Here is a 24,959-nt window from a genome sequence, read left to right on the forward strand (position 1 = left end):
CCGCGGTGAGGTGGTGTGCTCGGTGACCGTGACGGTCACCGAGGCACACCGCACCGTCGATGCCGTGTGGCGCATCGAGTCCGCGAAGCTGATCGCCGCGCTGACGCGCATGGTGCGCGACGTCGGGCTGGCCGAGGAGCTGGCGCAGGACGCGCTGGTGGCGGCGCTGGAGCAGTGGCCGTCCTCGGGTGTGCCGCCGAACCCGGGCGCGTGGTTGATGACGATCGCCAAGCGCCGCGCGATCGACCACTTCCGGCACCTGAAGATGGCGGAGCGCAAGCACGAGGAGATCGGGCTCGACCTGGAGACGACGCAGCAGGCGATCGAGGTCGAGCCGGACGAGGTGCCGGACGACCTGCTGCGGTTGATCTTCACGGCGTGCCACCCGGTGCTGAAGACGGAGGCGCGGGTGGCGCTGACGTTGCGTTTGCTGGGCGGGCTGACGACAGACGAGATCGCGCGTGCGTTCCTGGTGCCGGAGTCGACGGTGGCGCAGCGGATCGTGCGGGCGAAGCGGACGCTGGCGCAGAAGAAGGTGCCGTTCGAGGTGCCTGCCGGGCCGGAGCTGGCGGAGCGGCTGGGGTCCGTGCTGGAGGTCGTGTACCTGATCTTCAACGAGGGCTACTCCGCCACGGCCGGCGACGACTGGATGCGCCCCCAGTTGTGCGCCGACGCGATGCGGCTGGGGCGGATCCTGGCCGGGCTGGCGCCGCGGGAGCCCGAGGTGTTCGGGCTGGTGGCGTTGATGGAGTTGCAGGCGTCGCGGGCCAGGGCGCGGGTGACGCCGGACGGTGAGCCGATCCTGTTGCTGGACCAGAACCGGGCGAAGTGGGACCGGTTGCTGATCGGGCACGGTCTGGCGGCGCTGGAGCGGGCGGAGAGCCTGTCGCCGGTGCGCGGACCGTACGTGCTGCAGGCGGCGATCGCGGCGTGCCACGCGCGGGCGGGTGCGCCGGAGGATACCGACTGGGAGCGGATCGCCGCGCTGTACGGGAAGCTGGCGGAGGTGGCGCCGTCGCCGGTGGTGGAGCTGAACCGCGCGGTGGCGGTGTCGATGGCTTCGGGTCCCGAGGCGGCGCTGCCGTTGGTGGACGAGCTGACGGCCTCGCCGGTGCTCGCGAGGTACCACCTGCTGCCCACGGTGCGGGGCGACCTGCTCGCGAAGGTGGGGCGCCTGGCGGAGGCACGGGCGGAATTCGAGCGGGCGGCTTCGCTGACGCGGAACGCCCGGGAGCGGGATGTGCTGCTGGCACGGGCGAAAGCGACTGCTGGGGAGTGAGTGGGGCTTTCGCGCTTTGCGGCTTCGGGGGTCGGTGGTTCGTCCGGAGTGGACCGTTTCGTCGCGACGCGACTGGCCCCCTCACGCGGCGATGAATGGGCCGTTCATCGACCGCCGCTGCTGGCCTTCCGCGTGTGCGTGATTGAACGGACCATTCATCGCTTCGCCGCTGGTCCAATGGTGCTTCGGTGAAGCGACGGGGCCGTTCATCGAGGAACCACCGGCGCGCCCGAGCGCGAAGGCATGAACGGACCGTTCATCAAGCCACGACATGCCCACCCACTCGCGAAGGCACGAACGGACCATTCATCAAGCCACCAGAAACCCCATCACCGATGCGTGAACGGTCCATTCATCGAGGCTCCATCGGCCCACCCGAGCGCGAAGGCATGAACGGACCGTTCATCAAGCCACCAGAAACCCCATCACCGCCGCACCGAACGGGCCGTTCATCAAAATCCGCTCCACCCGCTCCACCGCGAAAGCCAGCACAGCCGAACCGGACCGCGAAGCTAGAGCGAGCCCAGCCCGGCCTCCAGCAGATCGAACATCCGCGCCCCTGCCCGCCCCACCGCCTCCGCGACCACCGCCGCCGGCTCGCTGGCCGCCGTGCGCCGCAGCACCTCGTCGAACAGCAGGCGGTACACGCCGGCGATCTGGGCCGCCGCGGCGCGCGCGGTGTCGGGGTCGAACTCCGCCAGCAGCGCCGTGGCCAGCGCCGTCTCCCGCTCCTCGTGCAACTCACGCAACCGGGCGAGCAGCGTCGGGCTCTCGACGACCATCCGGGCGAACTCCGGCCCCGAGAAACCGAGCAGCGCATCCCGGCGTTCGAGCCCCCCGAACCACGCCTCCCGGAAGACCGGCACCAACGGCCGGTCCCGCACCGCCGCCAGGCTCGCCACGAACGACTCGTGCACGTCGAAGACTAGGTCCTCCTTCCGCGGGAAGTGGTTGGTGACCGTCATCTTCGCCACCTGCGCCGCCTCCGCGACCTGCGCGATCGTCACCTCCTCGAAGCCCCGCGAGATGAACAACCGCGTCGCCGCGTCGGAGATCGCCTGCCGTGTCCGCTGCTTCCTCAACCCGCGCTCCACGGAACCCACCCTACGCTAGGCTTGACCTAACATTAGGTCGAACCTAGAGACCTGGAGACCCGAGATGCGGCTCATGACCGTCCACGCCCACCCCGACGACGAATCCAGCAAGGGCGCCGCCACGATGGCGCGCTACGCCGCGGCGGGCGCGGACGTCCTGGTCGTCACCTGCACGGGCGGCGAGCGCGGCGACGTCCTCAACCCGCGCCTCGACACCCCGGAGGTCCGCGCGAACCTGCCCGAGATCCGCCGCCGGGAGATGGCCCGCGCCAGCGAGATCCTCGGTGTGCGGCAACGGTTCCTCGGCTTCCGCGACTCCGGCCTCACCGACGACCCGCCCGCCGACAGCTTCGCCCGGCAGCCCCTCGGCGCCGCGGTGGACAGGCTCGTCGAGGTCATCCGCGAGTTCCGCCCGGACGTGCTCGTGACCTACGACGAGACCGGCGGCTACCCGCACCCCGACCACATCCGCACCCACCAGGTCGCGGTCGCCGCGTTCGACGCCGTCGCCGGCACGCCGTGGCAGATCGCCAAGCTCTACTACCTCGCCACCCTCACCAAGGAGTGGTTCCAGGCCATGCACGACGCGCTCACCGCACGCGGCCTCGACTCCGGCATGGCCGAGGTCCTCGCCGAACTGCCGGACACCCGAACCCCGGTCACCACGCGGATCCACTGCGCCGACCACTTCGACGTCCGCGACCGCGCCCTGCTCGCCCACGAAACCCAGGTCGACCCCGACCACCCGTTCCTGCGCCACCCGCGCGACGTCGAACGCGAGGTGTGGCCGACCGAGGACTACGTCCTGGCCCGCTCGCTGGTCCCGGCCGACCTGCCGGAGGACGACCTGTTCGCCGTGATCACGGCTGCTGCGGCGGATCCAGCATGACCGTCGGATCCGCCGGCGCCGGCTCGACCTGCTTGCGCCGCCGCTCCCGGAACACCCAGCCGCCGACCACACCCGACCCGAACCCGAACAGGTGCCCCTGCCAGCTGATGCCCTCCTCGGCCGGCAGCAGCGCGGTGAACTGGTAGGCGAAGCACAGCGCCATCACGAGCCCGATCACGATGTCGATCGGGCGCCGGTCGAACAAGCCGCGCACGATGATGTAGCCGAAGTAGCCCAGCACCACGCCGCTCGCGCCGGCGGTCACACCGTTCGGCGGCGACACCAGCCACACGCCGAGCCCGCTGCCGACCACGATCAGCGCCGTCACGCCGAGGAACTTCCGCACCCCGCGGTAGGCGGCGAGGAACCCGAAGATGAACAGCGGCCCGGAATTGCTTTCGATGTGCGCCCAGCTGAAGTGCAGGAACGGCGCGGTCAGCGCTTCGGGCAGCGAACTCAGCTCGCGAGCGCGGATACCGAAGTCGAAGCTCAGCGCGTAGCCGGTGGCCCAGTTGACGATCTGCACGATCCAGATGACGACGAGGAAGCCGACCATCACCCACAGCGCCTTGCGCGCCTCGGCGATCATGGCCTGGGCTTCGGCGCCACTGGGCAACGCGCGTTCCTTCATCCGGTCAGGGTAATGGACTTGTCGGCGTTTCCCGGCGAATCCGGAGCGCGGACGCGAGCAGGGTGACCACGAGCCCGGCGGCGCCCCACACCACCAGCACGGTGATCGGACCGCCGGTCGCGTTCCCGGCGAAGCAGACCTTGTCGCGGATCGCCTTCGTGCCTGCGCCGTTGGGCAGCCAGTCGCCGATCGCGCGCCAGAACCGCGGCAGCAGTTCGGTCTGGTAGGCGCCGCCCGCGCTCGGGTTGCCGAGCACCACGAAGATCAGCACGGTGATGCCGACGCCGATCACGCCGAACAGCACCTGAAAGGCCATGGTGACGGTCGCCGCCGCGAAGGTGAGGGCCGCGCCGATCCACCACAGGGCCAGGAAGTGCCCGGTCAGCGCGCCGAGGACCTGGTCGACGACCAGCGCGCCGCCGAGCCCGGACACGATCGCGTAGGGCACCATCGCGGCGAGCCGGATCACCGTCCGGCGCAGCGTCGCGGGACGGGCGCCCTTAGCGATGCCGAGCGCGGCTGCGGCGAGATAGCCGCCGACGAGCCAGCCGACGACCGCGTAGAAGGCGGTCAGCCCGCGGGCGTCACCGGCCTGCGGCGGGACGAGGTCCTGGACGACCGGGGCGCGGTTCTGGGCGGCGCCGAGTTCGGTGAAGACCTGCTCGACGGCAGTGGCGAGGGCCGGGCCCGCGGCGGTCGCGACCAGGAGGGTGCCCCTGTCGGCGAGGTAGGCCGCCGCCACGTCGCGGTGGAGGACCCGCCGGCGCGGGTCGTCCGCGTCCGGGCTCGGTGACGCCTCGATGGGTGTGCCGTCGAGGGCCTTGATGCGGTCGACCGTCGGTTGTGGACCGACGACGGCGACGGCGACCCGGTGCGGCGACGGGCTGTGGAAGGCGCCGACGTAGGACAGGATGAAGCCGAGCTGCAGGAGCAGCACCCCGAGCACCAGCAGGACGGGCCGCGGGGCGATCACGTCCCGCAGATCGTGCGCAAAGCTCCGCGGTTCTTCGCTGGTCATGGCCCGAACCTCGGCGCGGCAGGGCCCAGCCGCGCGGCGAGGATTCACTCGATCCCGCTGCCATGCACGACACGACCCCAGCCGGCGGCGAAAGCTCCGGCCAGCGCCACACGGCGGCACCGCCGCGGTGAATCACTCGATTCCGGCGTCGTCAGGGCTCGAACGGGCCAGCGCGGCCAGCGTGTCCAATGCCCCGGCCAGTACGTCGATCCGCGGGGAGGCCAGTGCGAGCCGCACGGCGGTGGGGGCTCTGCCGGGGCTCACGGCGAACGCCACGGCCGGGGTGACGGCTATCCCGCGCCGCGCGGCGGCCGCCACGAAAGTCTCCGCCCGCCACGGCTCGGGCAGCTGCCACCAGCAGTGGTAGGCCCGCGGGTCCGACCGCACCTCGAAACCCGCCAGGCGCTCGGCAACCAGCTCCTGCCGCGCCACCGCGTCGGCGCGTTTGGCGGCCTCGATCTTCGCCAGCGTGCCGTCCGCCATCAGGCGCGTCGCAGCCGCCGTCGGGAACCGCGCCGCCGCCCAGCCACCCGAACGCACCGCCGCGGCCACCCGGTCGCGCAGGGCCGGCGGCGCCACCACGAACCCCAGCGTCAGCCCGGGCGCGAGCCGCTTCGAGAGGCTGTCCAGCACGACCGTCCGCTCCGGCGCGATCTCCGCCAACGGCGCCAGGTCCGGCCGCAGGAAACCGTTGATGCCGTCGTCGATCACCGGCAGGTCTCGCTCCCGCAACGCCTCGGCCAGCTCCGCCCGCCGCGCCGCCGGCATGGCCACGCCCAGCGGGTTGTGCAGCGCCGGCTGCAGGTAGACCGCGCGCAACCGCGGCGGCAGGTCCGGCACCACACCGTGCTCGTCCAGCTCCAACGGCACCAGCGTGACCCCGAGCCGCGCCGCGATACCCTTCACCACCGGGTACGTCAGCGCCTCGACGCCCAGCCGCTCCCCGGCCGGGACCAGCGCGGCCACCGCCGCGGCGATCGCCTGGCGGCCGTTGCCGGTGAACACCACGTCCGGCGCGGACGGCGCCCACCCACCCCGCGCCAGCACACGCGCGGCCGCCGCCCTGGCTTCCGCCGTGCCCGCCACCACGGACGGCCCCAGCCCCTGCTCCAGCAGGTCCGGCCGCAGCAACGGCCCGAGGCTCGCGGCGACCCACTCGGCTTGCTCCGGCAGGACCGGGAAGTTCAGCTCCAGGTCGACCGTCGCGGCCGCCGGTTCGGCCAGCGCCGACACCGGCTCCGGCGCCGCCCGGATGAACGTGCCCCGCCCGGTCTCGCCGACCGCGATGCCACGCCGGACCAGCTCGCCGTACACCCTGGCCGCGGTGGAGACCGCGATGCCGCGCTGCTGCGCGAACCGGCGCTGCGGGGGCAACCGGTCGCCCGGCCGGAGCCGTCCGGCGACGACATCTGCGGCGACGTCGTCCGCGATCGTCCGGTAGTCCACCCACACCTCCAGAATTGCACCGAGAGCAATATTTGTATTGCACCGAGCATATCACCGGATCTACCGTCGGAGCATGACGATCGAGATCGGCTACGACGACAAGGGCTCCGGCCCGGCCCTCGTCCTGGCCCACGGCCATCCGTTCGACCGCTCGATGTGGCGGCCCCAGCTGGACCACTTCAGCGCGCACGGCTGGCGAGTCATCGCGCCCGACCTGCGGGGTTACGGCGAGACCACCGTGGTGCCAGGCAAAACGCCGCTGGAGACCTTCGCCCGCGACCTGGCCGGCCTGCTCCACCGGCTCGACGTCGGCGAGTTCGTCCTGGGCGGGCTGTCCATGGGCGGGCAGATCGTCATGGAGTGCCACCGGCTCTTCCCGGAGCGGATCCGCGCGCTGGTCCTCGCTGACACCTCACCGCGCGCGGAGACCGCGGAAGGCAAGCGGAATCGCACCGATATGGCCGAACGATTGCTCCGAGAAGGGCTCCGGCCGTACGCCGACGAGGTGCTCACGAAGATGGTCGCGCCCGCCAACGTCGCCGCGATGCCGGACGTCGCGGAGCACGTCCACCGCATGATGCGCTCGACCGCGCCGGAGGGCGCCGCGGCGGCCTTGCGGGGCCGGGCCGAACGCCCGGACTACGTGCCGACGCTGACCGCGGTGCGCGTGCCGGCGCTGGTGGTCGTCGGCGACCAGGACGAGTACACCCCGGTCGCCGAGGCGGAGTTCCTGCGTTCCCTCATCCCCGGCGCGGAGCTGGCGGTCATCGAAGGCGCCGCGCACATGCCGAACCTGGAACGGCCAGCGGAGTTCAATTCGGCACTGGCGAACTTCCTCGCGAAACTGGCCTAATCACCGCGACCGAGGTGGTGCTGGAACAGTTTCCGGCTGATCCGGCCGAGTTCGGCGAATTCGTCGTCAGTCAGCGGAGCCACCACGGATTCGTGCACGGCCCTACGGTATCCGGGCGCGAGGCGGTGGAGGAATTCGGCGCCTTCCGCGGTCAGCACCGCGTACAGGCCGCGGCGGTCGGTCGGGTGTTGTTCGCGCCGGACCCAGCCAAGCCCGGCCAGCCGCGTGATCCGGTAGTTCAGCCTGCTGCCCGGCGAGAACAGCACCGCCGCCAGCTCGCCCATCCGCATCCGGCGGTCCGGCGCGGCGTCCAGCCTGGTGAGGATCTCGTATTCCGCATGGGAAATCCCGGCGTTTTCGTGCAGGTGGCGCTCGAGCGCGCGTTGCACGAGGGTCTGCGCGCCGAGGTAGCGCACCCAGGCCCGGAGCTGGTCATCGGACAGCCACCGGCTCTCCTGCATGGACCCTCCCAGTTGATCGGCAGGGCTGGAATATAACCGATGCCGCGCCGGGAAACGGGTCAATTCAAGCAGCGCCGCACGTGACCCGGCACCAGAATCGCCTTGCGGCGGAGGATTTCGATGAACGCCGACACGACGGGATCGCCTCCCGGGCGCGTGTAAGCCGCCAATCGGCGTCGCACCGGCGGGTCCGGCCGCAGCAGGTGCGCGGCGAACCGCGGCGGCAGCACGTTCGCAGGCACCAGCGCCGGGCCGAGACCAGCGGCGGCCAGAGACGGCGCGGCGGCCGTCTGCTCGGTCCGCACGGCGGCGCGGGGCTGGAACCCGGCCGCCCCGCACACCTGGTCCAGCAGGTCGGCGAGACCGTTGCCGGGCGCGTAGTGGACCCACTCCCGCTCGGCGAGGTCGGCGAGCCGGACCGTGGTCGCCGGGGCCACCGGATCGTCCGGGGGCACCACCACGACGAACTCCTCCTCGCCGAGCGGATGCACCGGACCGTCCCAATCGGACGGTGCCGCCCCGACAGCGAGATCGGCCTGTCCCTGGGCCATCGCGGCGGCCAGCTCGTCGGCGTGCCGGTGCTCGAACAGCCGCACGTGCACGTCCGGATGGGCGCGCCGCCAGGCCTTGAGCACCGGCGGCAGCACACCGAGGCCCACCGAGTACAGGGTCGCCACCATGATCTCGCCGCACTGCAGCCCAGCCGCCTGCCGCGCGGCGGACACCGCCTTCTGCGCGGCCGCCAGCGTCGCCCGCGCGTGCGGCAGCATGGCCCGGCCCATCGGCGTCAGCCGCACCGACCGCGGCAGCCGCTCCAGCAGCGGCCCGCCGGTCGTCCGCTCCAGCGCCCGCACCTGGTGCGACAGCGCGGGTTGCGTCACGTGCAGCAGCTCGGCCGCGCGCATGAATGAGCCCGCGTCGACGATGGTCACCAGGTACTCCAGCTGCCGCAGCGTCATGAGCACAGTTTATGCGGGAACCGGAACCGCTCGTGTCCGCTCATGCCGTTGCACCAGCCACAGCCACCAGGCGACGGCCGCCGCGACCGCCGAAGCACCGGTCAGCCACCAGAACGCGACCTGGAAGGCGTGCTCGGCGCCGGTGGGCAGTAGCCGGGACAACACGATCGCGCACATCGCGCCGCCGACCGCGCCGCCCACCCGCATCAGGATGTTCAGCACCGTGGTCGCGTCCGGCAGCTGCTCGCGCCGCACCGACGCGAACGCCGCCGTCCCGGCCGGGGTCGCCGACAACGCCAGCGCCATCCCGCGCAGGAACAGCAACGCCTGCAGCAGCACCGGGTCCGCGTCCGCGCCGAGGAACGCGAACGGCACGGTGGTGAGCACGGTGCACACGCTGCCGGCGAGCGAGACGATCCCGCCGCCGTGCCGGTCGGTCAGCCACCCGGCCAGCGGCAGCACCACCATCGTGCCGAGACCGAGCGACAGCAGGGACAGCCCGGTGGTCACCACGTCCGCGCCACGCAGAATCTGGAAGTACAGCGGGAACAACAGCATCGCGCCGAACATCGCGGCGCCGATGAACAGGCTCGACACCGTGCCCGCCGCGAACACCCGGTTGCCGAACAGCCGCAGGTCCAGTAACGGCCGCTCCCGCCGCCACGACCGCAGCGCGAACACCACCAGCCCGGCCGCGCCGAGCGCCAGCGGCACCAGCACCGACGGGCCGATCCCGCCGCCACCCTCGCCGACCGAGGTGAGCGCGTACACGAACAGCGGCAACCCGAGCCCCACCAGCGCGAACCCGGTCCAGTCCAGCCGACCGGCGCCACCCGGCTCACCGCGCGGCACGTACTTCCACCCGAGCGCGATCCCGATCGCGCCGATCGGCAGGTTGATCAGGAACAGCCACTCCCAGGACAGCGAGTCCAGCAGGACCCCACCGACGGTCGGGCCGATCGCGGGCGCGCTGCTCACCGCGATGCCGAGGATGCTCATCACCCGCCCCAGCCGCTCCGGGCCGACCGCCTGGCCGAGGATCGTCTGCCCGGCCGGGGTCAGCAGCCCGGCGGCCAGCCCCTGGACGACGCGCAGCACGACCAGCCACCCGATGTCGCCGGCCAGCGCGCACAGCGCGGACGCGACGGTGAACGCGGCGAAGGCGCCCAGCCACAGCCGCCCGACGCCGATCCGGCGGCCGAGCCACCCGCACAGCGGCAGCGACACCGCGAGGGCGATCAAGTAGGCGGTCGACACCCACTGCACCTCGTCGAGCGAGGCGCCCAGGTCCGTGCCGATCCGGTCAAGTCCGACGTTGACCAGTGACGAGTCCAGCATGCCGACGAAGGCGCCGAACACGATCACCAGCGAGACCCGCCACACGGGCCAGGGAATCCGTTGCATGATCCCGAAGCTAGAACCTCAAGTAATGTCGAGGTCAATGCCCGCTGAGCAGCACCGTAGGATGGGCGTGGCTAAATACGGCGACACGGGACGGGACGATGAAGCACATCTATGCGGGCAAGGTCCGGGAGCTTTACCAGGACGGGGACGACATCCTGCTCGTCGCCTCCGACCGGATCTCGCTCTACGACGTGGTGATGCCCACCCCGATCCCGGACAAGGGCAAGCTGCTCACCCAGCTGTCGTTGTGGTGGTTCGAGCACCTGGCGGAGATCGTGCCGAACCACGTCGTGTCCACCGACGTGCCCGACGAGTTCGCCGGCCGCGCGATCCGCGTCAAGCCGCTGAAGATGGTGCAGGTCGAGTGCATCGCGCGCGGCTACCTCACCGGGCTGGGCCTGAAGGAGTACCAGAAGCAGGGCACGGTCTCCGGCGTCGCGCTGCCGCCGGGCCTGGTCGAGGGCAGCAAGTTGCCGGAGCCGATCTTCACGCCGACCACCAAGGCCACCGAGGGCCACGACGAGTTCATCACGTTCGACGACGTGGTCGCCCAGGAAGGCCGCGAGACGGCGGAGCGCCTGCGTGAGCTGACGCTGGCGATCTACCGCGCGGGCGCCGAGCGGGCCGCGGAGAACGGGATCATCGTCGCGGACACCAAGGTCGAGTTCGGCTGGGACGCCGACGGCGTGCTGACCCTCGGCGACGAGGTCCTGACCTCCGACTCGTCGCGGTTCTGGCCGGCCGACCGCTGGCAGCCGGGGCGCCCGCAGTTCTCGTTCGACAAGCAGTACGTGCGTGACTGGGTCAGCGGCACCGGCTGGGACAAGACCCCGCCCGCGCCGGAGATCCCGGCCGACGTCGTGGCCACCACCCGCGCCCGCTACATCGAGGTCTACGAGCGGATCACCGGCAGCACCTGGGCATAAACAACGCTGATGGGTACCGGTACCAACGGGACTTGGACTTATCGCTCCCGGCGGCCGAATCTGGGTGCATGAGCACGGAACGCAAAGTCGCCCTGGTCGCCGGGGCGAACGGGGTCATCGGCCGCAACCTCGTCGACCACCTGGTCTCGCTCGGGGACTGGGACGTGATCGGGCTGTCCCGGCGCGGCGGTCCGTCGAGCGGGCCCGTCCGCCACATCGCGGTCGACCTGCTGGACCCCGCAGACGCGCGGGACAAGCTGGGCGGGCGGACCGATGTCACACACGTCTTCTACGCGGCCTACCAGGACAAGCCGACCTGGGCCGAACTGGTCGCGCCGAACGTCGGGATGCTGGTCAACCTCGTCGACGCGGTGGAGCCTGCCGCACGCGGTCTGCGTCACATCAGCCTGATGCAGGGCTACAAGGTCTACGGCGCGCACCTGGGCCCGTTCAAGACGCCGGCCCGCGAGGACGACCCGGCGCACCTGCCGCCCGAGTTCAACGTGGACCAGCAGAACTTCCTGGAGCAGCGGCAACTCGGCAAGGCGTGGACGTGGTCGGCGCTGCGGCCGTCGGTGGTGTGCGGGTTCGCGCTGGGCAACCCGATGAACCTGGCCACCGTGATCGCGGTCTACGCGTCGATCTCGAAGGAACTCGGGGTGCCGCTGCGCTTCCCCGGCAAGCCGGGCGCGTACACGTCGCTGCTGGAGATGACCGACGCCGGACTGCTGGCGAAGGCGACAGTGTGGGCGGCGACGGACGAGCGCTGCGGCAACCAGGCGTTCAACATCAACAACGGCGACCTGTTCCGGTGGAGCGAGCTGTGGCCGGAGCTGGCGCGCTGGTTCGACCTGGAGGTCGCGCCGCCGTTGCCGATGTCGCTGGAGACCGCGATGGCGGACAAGGAGCCGCTGTGGGAGTCGATGCGCGAGCGGTACGGGCTGGAGCCGTCGTTCGCCGAGGTGTCGTCGTGGCGCTTCGGCGACTTCGTCTTCGGCTGGGACTACGACGTGATCGCGGACGGCTCGAAGGCCCGCCGGTTCGGTTTCCACGAGTTCGTGAACACCAGGGAGATGTTCCGGTCGATCTTCGACGAGTTGCGCAAGCATCAAGTGATCCCTTGATGGTTAACCTGAAAGCATGAGCACTCCCGTCGAGTTCTACTGGCGCCCCGGCTGCGGCTTCTGCATGGCGCTGCGGGCCGGCCTGGAGCGGGCCGGCCTGCCGTTCACCGAGGTGAACATCTGGGAGGAGCCGGGTGCGGCGGAACGGGTGCGCGAGGTCGCGAACGGCAACGAGACGGTGCCGACGGTCTTCGTCGGCCCGGCGGCCATGGTCAACCCGAGCGTGGACGAGGTGCTGACCGCCGTGCGCGAGCACGCTCCCGAGCTGCTCTGACGTACATACCGATAGGTACAGTGGCGGGGTGGACACCTCAGAGCGGCTGATCCGCAGCACGCAGGAATTGCTGCGGGACCGCGGTTACGTCGGCACCAGCCCGAAGGCCATCCTGCAGCACGCGCAGGCCGGCCAGGGCAGCATGTACCACCACTTCAGCGGGAAGCCGGACCTCGCGCTGGCCGCGATCCGCCGCAACGCGGAGGAGATGCGCGCCGAGGCCGAGGCCGCGCTCGCCCACGGCGGCACCGCGCTCGAGCGCATCGACGCGTACCTCCTGCGCGAACGGGAGGTCCTCCGCGGCTGCCCGATCGGGCGGCTCGCGCAGGACCCGGAAGTCGTGGCCAGCGAGGACCTCCGGCAGCCGGTGCAGGAGACCCTCGGCTGGCTGCAGGAACGGATCGCCGGGGTCCTCGCCGACGGTGTGGCACGTGGGGAACTGCCCGCGGACCTGGGAACCGGCGCCACCGCGGCGACCATCGCCGCGGTGGTGCAGGGCGGGTACGTGCTCGCCCGCGCGGCGGACTCCGTGGATCACTTCGATCGTGCAATTGAGGGCGTGCGCACGTTGCTTGGAGCGATTTCCCAACACCGTCAGTGATTTGGACGTTGTTTCACAGCCCCGGATGAGTCAGCCTCACCCGGTTGCGGTACAAATGCGCGCAACTGTCGGTATGCCTTCGCGTCCGAAAGGTGGGTCCGGTGAACGACGAAGTGTCGGTGGCCGAACTGCTTGAACGCGAGGGCTGGACGGAACAGCCCCGCACCCCGAGATCCCGGTTCCAGGTGATGGCGGTCATGCTCGCCGTCGTGCTGGGCTGCGGACTCGCCGCGATCCTGGTCAAGGTCGGCGCGGACACCTCGCCCAACGACGACGCCGCGTTGTTCAGCCTCCCGGCCGGGCCGACCGGCGGCCTCGCCGGCGGCGGCGTCCCCGGGAACCAGAACACCACCGAGCGCACCAACAGCTCGTCCCGCATCACGGTCACCAACGCCTCCCCCGGCGCCGGGAACGGCGGCGACGTCGTCCCGTGGGCCACGAAGTCGCACGCCAGGACGTCCACCGAGACGGTCACCGTCACCGACTCCAACCTGCCGCCGACGTCGAGCACCGACCCCGGCGCACCGGCCGATCCGACCGGCCCCGGCCAGACGAGCACCCCGACCGGCGGCACCAGCACCGGCGCGACCACGACCACCCGGACGGCCCCGAGCTGCGTCCTGCTCATCTTCTGCCGCCCGTAAGCTCGGCCGGGTGGAGATCTTTCACCTGCGCTACTTCGTCGTGGTGGCCGAGGAGCTGAACTTCTCCCGGGCCGCGCGCAAACTCCACATGGCCGCGTCCCCGCTCAGCCAGCGCATCAAGGACCTCGAACGCGAGCTCGGGCACCGGTTGTTCCGGCGCAGCACGCACAGGGTCGAGCTGACCGACGCCGGCGCCGCGCTCCTCCCCCTCGCCCGCGAAGCCCTCGAACACTTCAACGCCATCCCCTGGCGGCTGCGCGAGGCCCTCGGCCCGCGGCACCGCATGGCGCTCATCGGGGTGCCGGCCGGACTGCACCCGGACCTGCGGGCCCGCGTGCAGGAACTGGAGGAACGCTGCCGCGACCGGTTCGACCTCAAGCGCTGGCCGGGTCGTACCAGCGACCTGATCGAGGCGGTGCACGACGGGCGGCTGAGCCTCGCGCTGGTCCGGCTGCCGGTGAGCGATCCCGCGCTGGAGGTCGTGCGCGTGCTGTCCGAACCGCTGGGCGCGGTCGTGCCCGCGGACCGGTTCGACGGCCGCGACGCGCTGAGCCTCACCGACCTCGTGGACCTGCCCTACGTCCCGGTGCCGCCGGAAGCGCAGCCGGTGTATTTCGAACAACTGGACCAGGAACTGCGCGCGGCAGGTGTCAAGAAACGCCTCAAGCCACCGCAGACAGACTATTCCGGGGTCGCTGAAATCGTCGCGAGCAGCCTCGGGTTCACCGTCTCGATGCTGGACCCGCGCAGTCCCATGCGCAACTACAGCGTGGAGAACGTGGCCGTGCTCCCGATCGCCGATTTCCGCCCCGAGCTGCAGACCGGCCTCATCTGGCGACGCGATCGCGCCTGTCCGGGGGCGGAGCTCGCCGGACTGGTCGCGGACGCCAGAGAGGTTTTCCGGCAAATGGTATGACCACCGCGGTCATACCATTGTTCGCTCATTGATCATTCCCTGTCCCCGTTTTCGGACCTACCGTCGAATTGTTAGGTGAGGACGAGAACGAGGAGCAGTGATGAGTGGTCCACTCGACGGGATCCGGGTCATCGACCTCTCCACGGTGGTGATGGGCCCGTACGCCGCGCAGATCCTCGGCGACCTGGGCGCGGACGTGATCCGGATCGAGGCGCCGGGCGACTCGGCCCGCAACGGGCACTACCGCAACACGCCGGGCATGACCGCGCTGGCGATGGCGGTGAACCGCAACAAGCGCAGCGTGGCCCTGAACCTCAAGGACGACGAGCAGCGCGCGCGGGCGCTCGAACTGATCGACACCGCCGACGCGCTGATCACCAACATGCGCCCGGGCGCGCTCGGCAGGCTCGGCCTGACCTACGACGAGCTGTCCCGACGCAACCCGAAACTGGTCTACGCGCACGCGCAGGGTTTCCGCGGCGACTCCGACCGCGCCGGCCACGCCGCCTACGACGAGACCGTGCAGGCCGCGTCCGGGCTGGTCGACATCGCGAACCGCGCGCTGGGCAAGCCGGTGTACCTGCCGACGATCCTCGGCGACAAGGTCTCCGCGCTGACCATCGCCTACTCGGTGCTCGCCGCGCTGCTGCACCAGCGGAAGACCGGGCGGGGCCAGCACGTCGAGGTCCCGATGACGGACACGCTGATCGCGTTCAACCTGGTCGAGCACCTCGCCGGGCACACCTTCGAGCCGCCGTCGGCGCCCACCGGCTTCCCGCTGTCGATGGGGCAGGGCCACCGCGCGGTGCGCACGAAGGACGGACTGGCCTGCGTGATCCCGTACAACCCGCAGAACTTCCGGGACTTCTTCGCCGCGGCGGGCCGGCCGGAGCTGGCCGAGGACCCGCGCGTGAACGGCGACTACGTGGACTCGGCGGACAAGGACGCGCTGGCCGACCTGATCGAGGAGTGCGCCCCGGCGCTGACGACCGCGGAGTGGGCCGAGGTGTGCGCGAAGCACAGCATCCCGATGGCGCCGGTGCTGGAACTCGACCGCGCCGACGAGGATCCCTATGTCCGCGACGGCGGCCTGATCCGGCTGGTCGAGCACCCGACCGAAGGCCCGGTGCGCACGGCGGGCATCCCGGTCCGGTTCTCGGCGACCCCGGCCGAAATACGCCGCCTGCCCTCGGTGCCCGGCGCCGACACCGAAGAGGTGCTGCGCGAGGTGAGCGGACGATGAAGGCGACCGACGCCGCGCGGCGTCACACGACCCCGCTGACCAACCCGGCCTACGCGCCGGTCGTGCCGCGGTTCACCGACCGCGAGTACCTCAACATCGTCTACCGCACCGATGTCGACGCGCTGCGGGCCGTCGTCCCGGAGCCGCTGGAGATCGACGAGCCGCTGGTGCGCTTCGAGGTCATGCGCATGGGCGACGTGAGCGGCTACGGCCCCTACACCGAGGCCGGGCAGGCGATCCCGGTGCGGCTCGGCGACGAGCGCGGCGAGTACCTGCACGCGATGCACCTGGACAACTTCCCGGCCACCGCGTCCGGCCGCGAAGTCAGCGCCTACCCGAAAACCGTTGGCGCGCCGCGGTTGTACGTCGACCACGGCGCCCTCGTCGGGACGCTCGACTACGGCACGCTCCGGGTCGTCACGGCGACCATGGGCTACAAGCACCACCCGCTCGACCTCGCCGAAGCACGCGAGCAGATCGCGGTCCCGACGTTCATGCTCAAGATCGTCCCCGGATGCGACGGCCGTCCGCGCGTCGCGGAACTGGTCCGGACCCGGATCACCGATGTCACGGTCAAGCAGGCCTGGACCGGTCCCGCGCGGCTGCAGCTGTTCGAGCACGTCCTCGCCCCGCTGGCCGATCTGCCCGTGCGGGAGGTCGTTTCGGCGAGCCACGTGCTCACCGATCTCACCCTGGCGCCGGTCACCCCGGTGCACGACTACCTGGAGGCGTCATGAAGATCGCGGTGATCGGCGCAGGCACGATTGGACTGTCCTGGGCCACCCTGTTCGCCGCGCACGGCCACGAGGTGCGGGTCAGCGATCCGCGGCCGGACCTGGCGGAAGCGTTGGGCGACCTGGACGTTCACATCGCCGGCTCGGTCGGCGAGGCCGTGCGCGACGTGGACGTGGTGCAGGAGAACGGACCCGAGCGGCTGGACTTCAAACGGGAGCTGTTCGCCCGGCTGGTCGCCGAGGCGCCCGCGCACGCGCTGCTGCTCAGCTCGTCCTCGGCGATCCCGTCCAGCGAGTTCACCGCGGGCATCGACGGCTCACGTGTCCTCATCGGACACCCGTTCAACCCGCCGCACATCATGCCGCTGGTCGAGGTCGTTCCCAACCCGCGCACCAGGGAAGAAGCCGTGCGAGACGCCGTCGGGTTCTACCGCTCGCTCGGCCGCGTGCCGGTCGTGGAACGCAAGGAGGTGCCCGGTTTCGTGGGCAACCGGCTGCAGAACGCCCTGCAGCGCGAGGCGATCCACCTGGTGCAGGCGGGTGTCGTCGATCCGGCCGGGCTGGACGAGGTCGTGGTCAACTCGCTAGGCCTGCGCTGGGCGGCAGTCGGCCCGTTCCTCGGCGCGCACCTCGGCGGCGGTCCCGGCGGGTACCGGCACCTCGCGACGCATATCGGCGCGTCGATGCAGCGGATCACACCCGGGCGGCCGGACCCGGCAGCCACCGAGCGCGTCATCGCAGCCGTGGAAAAGGCCTACGGCGACAAGGCATACAAAGATCTCGCGGCGGAGCGCGACCGCAAGCAGCTCGCGATCCTCACCGCCCGAGAGCAAGGAGACACCGAATGAGCGCCGACTTCTACGGCTACGAGGACCTGCTGTCCGAAGAGGAGCGCAAGACGCTGCTCAGGGCCCGCGACTTCATGCGGACCGAGGTCAAGCCGATCGTCAACGAGTACTGGGCGCGCGGCGAGTTCCCGCGCGAGCTGATCGGCAAGTTCCGCGAGTTGGGCCTGGCCGGCATGGCCTACGAGGGCTACGGCTCCCCGCTACCGCGCGGCAGCCACCTGCTGACCGGGATGCTCGCCGCGGAGTACTCGCGCGTCGACCCGTCCGTGGCGACCTTCTTCGGCGTCCACAACGGACTGGCGATGTACAGCGTGTACGCGGGCGGGGACCAGGAGCAGCGCGACCGCTGGCTGCCGGCCATGGCCGCGATGGACAAGATCGGCGCGTTCGCGATGACCGAACCGCTCGGCGGGTCCGACGTGGCGGGCGGCATGCGCACCACGGCGAAGCGCGAGGGCGACACCTGGGTGCTCAACGGCGCCAAGCGGTGGATCGGCAACGCCACCTTCGCCGACCTGGTCGTCGTGTGGGCGCGGGACGTCGACGACAACCGCGTCAAGGGGTTCGTCGTGGAGACCCCGGCGGCGGGCTTCGTCCCGGTCAAGATCGAGAACAAGGTGGCGTTCCGGATCGTCGAGAACGCCGAGATCACCCTGAGCGACGTGCGGGTGCCGGAGGCGAACCGGCTGCAGAACATCCGCTCGTTCCGGGACGTCGCCGAGATCCTGCGCGCCACTCGTGGCGGCGTCGCCTGGCAGGCGCTGGGCGCCATGATCGGCGCCTACGAGGCGGCGCTCGCCTACGCCAAGGAGCGCAAGCAGTTCGGCAAGCCGATCGCCGGCTTCCAACTCGTCCAGGACCTGCTGGTCAAGAGCCTGGGCAACATCACCGCGTCGTGGGGCATGCTGGTCCAGCTGGCCCGCCTGCAGGACGCGGGGATCTTCCGCGACGAGCAGTCCTCGCTGGCGAAGGCGTTCGTCACCTCGCGCATGCGCGAGGTGGTGGCCTGGTGCCGTGAACTGCTCGGCGGCAACGGGATCGTCCTGGACTACGACGTGGCACGGTTCTTCGCCGACGCGGAGGCCATCTACTCCTTCGAGGGCACCCGCGAGATGAACACCCTGATCGTCGGCAAGGCCGTGACTGGCGAGAGCGCGTTCGTGTAACCGATCTTGCATCACAGATCAATAACTCTCAGCAACGAAATCCCCCTTTCAGGCGAAGAGAAGTCGTACGCCTGGAAGGGGGATACATGCACTCTCGGTGGTTAGCCAGACGCTTACTCGCGTTCATCGGGACTGGACTGATCACGTTGGGCCTGGTCACAGCGATCTCGGCCCCGCAGGCCGCCGCCGCGCCACCGCCCGGTTTCGTGCTGCTCGACCAGCCGACCGGTCAAAACGCCTACGACCTCACCGACTTCGCGTACCTGCCCGACGGCAGCTACCTGAGCACCGGCAAGAGCGGCAAGCTCAACTGGACCTCCGCCGACGGCGCGACCACGCGGACGCTGCGCAGCCTGAGCGTGCGCAACCAGGGTGACCTGGGTCTCGTCAGTGTGGCCGTGGCGCCCGACTACGCCACCTCGAAAGCGATCTACCTGATCCGCTCGGTGCCCGGCAGCACGTCGTTCACGCTGCGGCTGGCGAAGTGGACGGTCACCGGCTCGCCCGACCCGACCGGCATCACCGGCGAGCAGACGCTGATCGACATGCCCGGCGGCTCCGATGTGCACGGTATGACCGGTCTAATCGCGGCCGACGACGGCACGCTGTGGGTCTCCATCGGCGACAACTCCGACTACACGCGCGTCGACGAGAACGCGCTGAAGACCCTGGACGTCAACGCCCTCAACGGCAAGGTCCTGCACATCAACGCCAACGGCAGCGGTGTGCCGACCAACCCGTACTACGACGCGGCCAACCCCACGGCGACCCACAGCAAGGTGTTCGCGAGCGGCTTCCGCAGCCCCTTCCGGTTCACGCTCGACCCCAGCAGCGGCCAGCCCGTCGTCGGTGACGTCGGCTGGAACGAGTGGGAGGAGCTCGACCTGGTGCAGCCGGGCCGTAACTACGCCTGGCCGTGCTGGGAGGGCAACCACCGCACCCCCGGCTACGCCGACCTGCCCGGCTGCGCGTCGGTGACCAACAGCGCGCCGCTGTGGGAGTACCACCACGGCGACGCCTCCAACCAGGGCAACAGCATCACCGCCGGCCTCGTCTACACCGGATCCAGCTACCCGGCCGAGTACCAGGGCGCGTTCTTCTTCGGCGACTACGTCGGCAAGAAGCTGTGGACCGCGCGCTGGAACACCGCGGGCACCCTCACCCAGGCGCCGCAGGACCCGCCGCTGGCCACCGACATCGGCGGTCCGGTGAAGTTCGCCGCGGCCCCCAACGGCGACGTCGTCTACGCCGACATCTACACGGGCAAGCTGCGCCGCCTGAGCTACGTCACCGGCAACACGACCCCGGTGGCGAAGGCGACCACCACCAGCGACCCGGCGACCCGCACCGTCACGTTCGACGCGTCCGAGTCGACCGACTACGACGGTGACACGCTCACCTACACGTGGGACTTCGGCGACGGCACCACCGGCACCGGCGTGACCACCACGCACGCCTACAGCTCCGACGGCCCGTTCACCGCGACGCTGACCGTGCGCGACCCGCTCAACAAGGCCGGGACCACGTCCTTCACCGTCGCGCCCGCCAACCACACGCCGGTGATCACGCTGACCGAGCCGTCCGCGCAGGACTTCGCGATAGGCGAGCCGGTTTCGCTGGCCGCGACCGCGACCGACACCGAGGACGGCGACCTGCAGGTCAACTGGACCTCCATCGTGCTGCACTGCCCGGAGGAGGAGACCTGCCACTCGCACCCCGGCGTGGGCGCCAGCGGCTCGACCTTCAGCGTCCCGTTCACCGACCACCCGGACTCCCGGATGGTCCTGACGGCGACGACCACCGACAGCGCGGGCGTGTCCACCAGCACCAGCTACACGGCCTGGCCGCGCCAGCACCGGCTGACGCTGAAGTCGAACGTGCCCGCGTCGCTGCAGATCCCGTCCGAAGGCAACGTGAACACCGCGCTGGTGACCGAGGGCGTCACGCTCGACGTGGTGGCCGCGGAAACCGCCTCCGACGGCGCGTCCAAGTTCGCCGCGTGGGAGGACGGGTCGACCAGCCGGACGCGGACGCTGACGGTCACCTCGGACCTGACGCTGACCGCGACCTACGCGACGGCGATCGACCAGCGCTACAACAGCGACGCCGCCGTGCGCACACTGCTCGGCGCCCCGACCGCGCCTGAGGTTCAGGACGGCAACGTCAACTACCGGGCGTACCAGAACGGCCGGATGTACTGGTCGGCGCAGACCGGCGTGCACGAGGTGCACGGCGCGATCCTCGGCAAGTACCTGGAGCTGGGTGGCCACACCCGCTTCGGCGCGCCGACGACCGATGAGCTGACCACGCCGGACGGGGTGGGCAGGTACAACCACTACATCGGCACGCCCGGCTCGCTGACGGCGTCGATCTACTTCTCGCCGAACACCGGCACGCACGCCATCTGGGGTGTGATCCGGGAGAAGTGGGCGGAGAAGGGCTGGGAGGCCGGCCCGCTCGGCTACCCGACGACCGACGAGCTGGTGACGCCGGACGGCATCGGCCGGTACAACCACTTCAGCAAGGACGGCTCGATCTACTGGACGCCTGCCAACGGCGCCCACTCGATCTGGGGCCTGATCCGGCAGGTGTGGCAGCAGACCGGCTGGGAAGCGGGCCCGATGGGCTACCCGGCCACGGACGAGCTGATCACGCCGGACGGCATCGGCCGGTACAACCACTTCGACAAGGGGGCGTCGATCTACTTTTCGCCGTCGACGGGCGCGCACGAGATCTACGGCGCGATCCGGGCGCGGTGGTCGGCGCTGGGCTGGGAGACGTCGTACCTCGGCTACCCGACCACGGGTGAGTTCGCCGCGGACGGCGGCAGGCGGAACAACTTCCAGCGTGGTTACATCCAGTGGTACCCGAACGGGACCGTGATCGACCGCCAATACTGAGTTCCGGTGCGAAGGCCGCCCTCCCCGCCGCGTGCGGGGAGGGCGGTTTTTCGTTGCTCAGTGGTAGAAGTGCAGGGTGTCGAGCAGGCGGTGGTCCGGTTTCGGGTCGCCGAGCTCGATCGCGACCTCGGTGACCAGCGCCTGGGTGAGCGCCGTCAGCGCGGTCAGCGAGCGGCTGTACGAGACACCGCTGGTTTCCGCGAACAACGCCACCTCCGCGGATTCCACCAAGGGCGAGGCGGCGTTGTCCGTCAACGCCACCACCGGCAGCCCGGTTTCCTTGGCGTAGCCGGCGACGCGGACCGTGTCGGCGGCGTAGCGGCGCACCGAGAACACCAGCAGGACCTCGTCCTCGCACAGTTCCCTGAGTTCGTCGGGCAGCGAGCCGGCGCCGAGCCGGTGCACGGCGGGCAGGACCTCGCCCAGCCGCTGCGCCGCCAGGTCCGCCACCGGCCGGCACTCGCGCAAACCCATCACGTGCACCCGCGGCGCCCGCGCGAGCAGTTCCACGGCCCGCCGCCACGACGGACGCTCCAGGTGGCTGAAAGTGCGCGAGAGGTTCGTCTGTTCCTGTTCCAGCACCGCGGAGAGCAGGCCACCCGGCTCCGGCTCGGCGGCGTGCTCGGTGCGCCGCGCGACCTGGGCCTGCTCGGCCACCCAGGTGCGGCACAGCTCCATGATGTCCGGATAACCGGGCAGCCCCAGGGAGTTCGCGAACCGCGTCACCGATGACTCCCGGACCTCCAGCAACCGCGCGGCCTCCGAAATGCCGCGGTAGGCCGTGCCCTCCGGGTCGGCGAGCAGCAGGTGGGCGATGCGCAGCTGCCCCGAGGCCAGTTTCGGCAACCGGCTCCGGAGCAGCTCCGCCAGCTCCTGGTAGCTCCCGGGGGCCTTCACACGCGCATCTCCACGACCGTGACGCCGGCGCCGCCGACCGGGTCGTCCATCGCCATCAACGCTGCCGGTGCTTCGTCGAGCGTGATCCGGCGGCCGACCAGCGCGTCGAGGTCCATTGTGGATCGTTCGACCATCGCCAGCATCTCCGGGTACTCGTGGGCCTGGATGCCGTGGCTACCGAGGATCTCCAGTTCGTCGGCGATCACGCGGTGCATCGGGATCGGCGGGATCCCCTGTCTCGGCGGCATCAGCCCGACCTGGACGTGCCGTCCGCGGGGCCGCAGGCTCGCCACCGACGCCGCGCAGGTCTGCGGCAGGCCGACGCAGTCCAGGGAGACGTGCGCGCCGCCGCCAGTGATGTCACGGACGGCGGTGGCGGTGTCCCGGCTGCCGTCGACAGTGGCTTCCGCGCCGAGTTTCGCCGCCAGCGCAAGGGCTTCGGGTGAGAGGTCGATGGCAACGACCCGCGCGCCCGCGGTGACGGCGAGCATGACCGCCGAGATGCCCGCGCCGCCGCAGCCGTGCACGGCGACCCACTGACCCGCGGTCGTCCGCCCCTGCCGCAGCACGGCGCGGAAGGCGGTGCCGAAACGGCAGCCGAGCGCCGCGGCCGTGCTGGATCCGAGGTTGTCGGGCAGCCGGACGAGGTTGACGTCGGCGTGGTCGAGGGCGACCAGCTCAGCGAACGATCCCCAGTGCGTGAACCCGGGCTGGGTCTGGTTCACGCAGATCTGCTGGTTGCCGGTGACGCACTGGTCGCACGCGCCGCAGGCGCACACGAACGGGACGGTGACGCGGTCACCGGGTGACCAGTGGCGCACCCGGTCGCCGGTCGCGACGATCCGGCCGGCGAGTTCGTGGCCGGGCACGTGCGGGATGGTGATGTCGCTGTCGTGGCCGCGCCAGCCGTGCCAGTCGCTGCGGCACACGCCGGTCGCCTCGACCGCGACGACCACCCCGTCCGGGGCCGGTGCCGGGTCGGGCACGTCGCGGACCTGCGGTGGGGCTCCGAACTCGGTGAAGACGACTGCGCGCACCCCGACACCCTACGTGGCGTCAGCGGCCCTTGAGCAGCTCCACGATCGGGGCGAATCGGTCGGCGTAGCCGGAGTTGATGGTGACGTAGGAGATGCCCAGCTCCTCGCGACGGCGCAGGAGCGTGTCGGCGGCCTGCTGCGTGGTGCTGGGCAGGACGCTGACGGAGTCGTGGGCAACCAGGTCGGCGATCGTGGTGCCGATGTAGCGCTCCAGCCACGGCGCGGGTTCGTCGCCGACGGCGAGCAGGTTCATGGCGAGTTCGACGTCCCGGCCGTGCGCGGCGTCCTGGACGACGCGGACCAGTTCCCGTGCTTCGGTTTCGGTGGTGCGGGGCTGCCAGGCCATGGTGGCGATGTCGGCTTCCCGCCCGGCGAGGGCGAGCATCTTCGGGCCGCCTGCGGCGAGGAGGAGTTTGGGCCGGACCTCCTGCTCGTTGAGGTGCCGCACGGTTTCGGCGATGTGCGCCACCCGCTCCTTCGGTGTGCCGAACTCGCGGCCGAGCTGCCGGAGGGTGCTCTCCGCGCCAGGGCGGCCGGTGCCGAGGCCGAGTTCGAACCGGCCGCCAGTGAGCCGGTGCAGGCTCTCCGCCTGCCAGGCCAGCAGCCGCCGGTCGCGGAACCCGTCGACGGCGACGAAGGTGCCGACGTGCAGCTCCGTGGTGACGGCCGCGGCGGCGGACAGGGTGGTGAAGGGGTCCAGACCGCCGAGCGGGTCGGGCGAGAGGAGGATGTCGAAGCCCTGGACCTCGGTGCGGCGGGCGAGGGTTGTCCAGTCGGTGAGGTGGGTGATCTGGCCGGCCACGAGGCCGAAGCGGAAGGGTTTGTCAGTCATGCGGTCGATGGTGACCGCGTCGGGCTCGTCACCGCGTCCGCTCGTCGGCGGCTTCGCCGCCTACGTCGGGAGGCGCACCGTCAGAAGACGGCGACGCTCAGCGCCTGCGCGATTTCCTTGCCGAGCGCGTGGGTCGCCGCTTGGGCGCCCGATCCGACCTTCACCACGAGCGAGCCGCCGAACGGTTGCCGCTCCACCACTTCGATCCGCTCGCCGAGGGCGATGGCGTGGTCGGCGAGGTAGCGCAGCATGTCCGGGTCGGTGTCCCACACGCGCACGATCTGCCCGACCGCGCCCGGCTCCATCTCGTCGAGCAGGCGGGTCGGCACCTCCTCGACGCTGCCGTCGGCGGCCGGGATGGGGTCGCCGTGCGGGTCGCGGACCGGGTTGCCGAGCTTGGCCGCGATGCGTTCGATGAGCCGGTCGGAGACAGCGTGTTCGAGCGCGTCGGCCTCGCCGTGGACCTCGTCCCAGGTGTAGCCGAGTTCCTGCACCAGGTAGGTCTCGATGAGGCGGTGGCGCCGCAGGACGCCCCGCGCGAGGCGGCGGCCTTCCGGGGTCAGCTCGATGCCGCGGTAGGGGACGTGCTCGACGAGGCCCTGCTGGGCGAGTTTGGTGACCATGCCGGACGCCGACGAGGGACTCACCTCGAGGCGGCCGGCGAGGGTCGTGTTGGTGACGGCCTCACCGCGCTCGACCAGGCCGTAGATGACCCGGATGTAGTCCTCGATCGACGAGGAGGACGAGCGGTGCGGACTGTCAGGCATGCTAATAACTCTACGT

At 70.9% G+C, this 24,959-nt stretch carries 25 protein-coding genes; 14 read left to right on the forward strand and 11 right to left on the reverse strand.

Annotation, left to right across the window (positions count from 1 at the left end):
- Nucleotides 1-10: 10 nt before the first annotated feature.
- Complete coding sequence (locus AMETH_RS30860) at nt 11-1,279, forward strand: RNA polymerase sigma factor (RefSeq protein WP_017985085.1); 1,269 nt, start codon at nt 11-13, stop codon at nt 1,277-1,279.
- Nucleotides 1,280-1,791: 512 nt separating this feature from the next.
- Here the strand turns inward: AMETH_RS30860 and AMETH_RS30865 are convergent.
- Complete coding sequence (locus tag AMETH_RS30865; RefSeq protein ID WP_156131749.1) at nt 1,792-2,361, reverse strand: TetR/AcrR family transcriptional regulator; 570 nt, start codon at nt 2,359-2,361, stop codon at nt 1,792-1,794.
- A gap of 76 nt (nt 2,362-2,437) precedes the next feature.
- On the opposite strand from AMETH_RS30865, the gene mca reads away from it, so the two are divergent.
- Entirely contained in the window at nt 2,438-3,262 is an 825-nt protein-coding gene (gene mca / locus AMETH_RS30870; RefSeq protein ID WP_017985087.1) for a mycothiol conjugate amidase Mca, read from the forward strand.
- Here the strand turns inward: mca and AMETH_RS30875 are convergent.
- The 3 genes from AMETH_RS30875 to AMETH_RS30885 all read right to left on the reverse strand — a co-directional run bounded on the left by AMETH_RS30875 (nt 3,234) and on the right by AMETH_RS30885 (nt 6,357).
- On the reverse strand, nt 3,234-3,893 hold the full coding sequence (locus AMETH_RS30875) for a rhomboid family intramembrane serine protease (RefSeq protein ID WP_017985088.1): 660 nt from the start codon (nt 3,891-3,893) through the stop codon (nt 3,234-3,236). The two genes, mca and AMETH_RS30875, sit on opposite strands and share 29 nt — an antisense overlap.
- A 4-nt stretch (nt 3,894-3,897) precedes the next feature.
- The gene (locus tag AMETH_RS30880; RefSeq protein ID WP_017985089.1) at nt 3,898-4,911 is read right to left on the reverse strand and encodes an ABC-2 transporter permease; all 1,014 of its coding nucleotides are present in this window, start codon (nt 4,909-4,911) and stop codon (nt 3,898-3,900) included.
- A 132-nt stretch (nt 4,912-5,043) separates the two neighbouring features.
- Complete coding sequence (locus AMETH_RS30885; protein WP_017985090.1) at nt 5,044-6,357, reverse strand: aminotransferase-like domain-containing protein; 1,314 nt, start codon at nt 6,355-6,357, stop codon at nt 5,044-5,046.
- 73 nt (nt 6,358-6,430) lie between these two features.
- Here AMETH_RS30885 and AMETH_RS30890 point away from each other — a divergent pair, with 73 nt between their 5' ends.
- Nucleotides 6,431-7,210: an alpha/beta fold hydrolase gene (locus tag AMETH_RS30890; RefSeq protein ID WP_017985091.1), complete on the forward strand. Its 780-nt coding sequence runs from the start codon at nt 6,431-6,433 to the stop codon at nt 7,208-7,210.
- On the opposite strand, the gene AMETH_RS30895 is transcribed toward AMETH_RS30890, so the two are convergent.
- The 3 genes from AMETH_RS30895 to AMETH_RS30905 are packed head-to-tail and all read right to left on the reverse strand — an operon-like array spanning nt 7,207 to nt 10,034.
- Nucleotides 7,207-7,671, reverse strand: a complete 465-nt coding sequence (locus AMETH_RS30895) for a MarR family winged helix-turn-helix transcriptional regulator (protein ID WP_017985092.1) — start codon at nt 7,669-7,671, stop codon at nt 7,207-7,209. The genes AMETH_RS30890 and AMETH_RS30895 overlap by 4 nt on opposite strands.
- Before the next feature lie 59 nt (nt 7,672-7,730).
- Nucleotides 7,731-8,630 carry a LysR family transcriptional regulator gene (locus AMETH_RS30900; RefSeq protein WP_017985093.1) on the reverse strand — a complete coding sequence of 300 codons (900 nt, stop codon included), beginning with the start codon at nt 8,628-8,630 and terminating at the stop codon, nt 7,731-7,733.
- Nucleotides 8,631-8,639: 9 nt separating this feature from the next.
- A complete protein-coding gene (locus tag AMETH_RS30905) occupies nt 8,640-10,034 on the reverse strand; it encodes an MDR family MFS transporter (RefSeq protein ID WP_223842979.1) in 1,395 nt (464 codons plus the stop codon).
- 98 nt (nt 10,035-10,132) lie between these two features.
- On the opposite strand from AMETH_RS30905, the gene AMETH_RS30910 reads away from it, so the two are divergent.
- From AMETH_RS30910 to AMETH_RS30960, 11 genes are all read left to right on the forward strand, one after another.
- A complete protein-coding gene (locus AMETH_RS30910) occupies nt 10,133-10,960 on the forward strand; it encodes a phosphoribosylaminoimidazolesuccinocarboxamide synthase (protein ID WP_017985095.1) in 828 nt (275 codons plus the stop codon).
- A 68-nt stretch (nt 10,961-11,028) separates the two neighbouring features.
- Nucleotides 11,029-12,084: an SDR family oxidoreductase gene (locus tag AMETH_RS30915; protein ID WP_017985096.1), complete on the forward strand. Its 1,056-nt coding sequence runs from the start codon at nt 11,029-11,031 to the stop codon at nt 12,082-12,084.
- Between the two features lie 16 nt (nt 12,085-12,100).
- Complete coding sequence (locus tag AMETH_RS30920; protein ID WP_017985097.1) at nt 12,101-12,358, forward strand: glutaredoxin domain-containing protein; 258 nt, start codon at nt 12,101-12,103, stop codon at nt 12,356-12,358.
- A gap of 28 nt (nt 12,359-12,386) precedes the next feature.
- The gene (locus AMETH_RS30925) at nt 12,387-12,959 is read left to right on the forward strand and encodes a TetR/AcrR family transcriptional regulator (RefSeq protein WP_017985098.1); all 573 of its coding nucleotides are present in this window, start codon (nt 12,387-12,389) and stop codon (nt 12,957-12,959) included.
- A 101-nt stretch (nt 12,960-13,060) separates the two neighbouring features.
- Nucleotides 13,061-13,603, forward strand: coding sequence for a hypothetical protein (locus tag AMETH_RS30930; protein WP_017985099.1), 543 nt, complete (start codon nt 13,061-13,063; stop codon nt 13,601-13,603).
- 10 nt (nt 13,604-13,613) lie between these two features.
- Nucleotides 13,614-14,519 (forward strand): LysR family transcriptional regulator, encoded by a 906-nt coding sequence (locus AMETH_RS30935; RefSeq protein WP_017985100.1) that lies wholly within the window; start codon nt 13,614-13,616, stop codon nt 14,517-14,519.
- Nucleotides 14,520-14,619: 100 nt separating this feature from the next.
- Nucleotides 14,620-15,762: a CaiB/BaiF CoA transferase family protein gene (locus tag AMETH_RS30940; RefSeq protein ID WP_017985101.1), complete on the forward strand. Its 1,143-nt coding sequence runs from the start codon at nt 14,620-14,622 to the stop codon at nt 15,760-15,762.
- Nucleotides 15,759-16,499, forward strand: a complete 741-nt coding sequence (locus AMETH_RS30945) for an acetoacetate decarboxylase (RefSeq protein WP_017985102.1) — start codon at nt 15,759-15,761, stop codon at nt 16,497-16,499. The genes AMETH_RS30940 and AMETH_RS30945 overlap by 4 nt, the downstream gene beginning before the upstream one ends.
- On the forward strand, nt 16,496-17,344 hold the full coding sequence (locus AMETH_RS30950; protein ID WP_017985103.1) for a 3-hydroxyacyl-CoA dehydrogenase NAD-binding domain-containing protein: 849 nt from the start codon (nt 16,496-16,498) through the stop codon (nt 17,342-17,344). The genes AMETH_RS30945 and AMETH_RS30950 overlap by 4 nt, the downstream gene beginning before the upstream one ends.
- Entirely contained in the window at nt 17,341-18,510 is a 1,170-nt protein-coding gene (locus tag AMETH_RS30955; RefSeq protein WP_017985104.1) for an acyl-CoA dehydrogenase family protein, read from the forward strand. Before AMETH_RS30950 ends, AMETH_RS30955 begins: the two co-directional genes overlap by 4 nt.
- Nucleotides 18,511-18,656: 146 nt before the next feature.
- A complete protein-coding gene (locus tag AMETH_RS30960) occupies nt 18,657-21,410 on the forward strand; it encodes a PQQ-dependent sugar dehydrogenase (protein WP_156131750.1) in 2,754 nt (917 codons plus the stop codon).
- 57 nt (nt 21,411-21,467) lie between these two features.
- Here the strand turns inward: AMETH_RS30960 and AMETH_RS30965 are convergent, their stop codons facing one another.
- The 4 genes from AMETH_RS30965 to AMETH_RS30980 all read right to left on the reverse strand — a co-directional run bounded on the left by AMETH_RS30965 (nt 21,468) and on the right by AMETH_RS30980 (nt 24,943).
- Complete coding sequence (locus AMETH_RS30965) at nt 21,468-22,307, reverse strand: MurR/RpiR family transcriptional regulator (protein ID WP_017985106.1); 840 nt, start codon at nt 22,305-22,307, stop codon at nt 21,468-21,470.
- Entirely contained in the window at nt 22,304-23,344 is a 1,041-nt protein-coding gene (locus AMETH_RS30970; RefSeq protein ID WP_017985107.1) for a zinc-dependent alcohol dehydrogenase family protein, read from the reverse strand. The genes AMETH_RS30965 and AMETH_RS30970 overlap by 4 nt, the downstream gene beginning before the upstream one ends.
- Nucleotides 23,345-23,363: 19 nt before the next feature.
- Nucleotides 23,364-24,176 carry an LLM class flavin-dependent oxidoreductase gene (locus tag AMETH_RS30975; RefSeq protein ID WP_017985108.1) on the reverse strand — a complete coding sequence of 271 codons (813 nt, stop codon included), beginning with the start codon at nt 24,174-24,176 and terminating at the stop codon, nt 23,364-23,366.
- An 80-nt stretch (nt 24,177-24,256) separates the two neighbouring features.
- Complete coding sequence (locus tag AMETH_RS30980) at nt 24,257-24,943, reverse strand: metal-dependent transcriptional regulator (protein WP_017985109.1); 687 nt, start codon at nt 24,941-24,943, stop codon at nt 24,257-24,259.
- Nucleotides 24,944-24,959 lie beyond the last annotated feature (16 nt).

It is taken from the genome of Amycolatopsis methanolica 239, assembly GCF_000739085.1.
Lineage (GTDB): Bacteria > Actinomycetota > Actinomycetes > Mycobacteriales > Pseudonocardiaceae > Amycolatopsis_E > Amycolatopsis_E methanolica.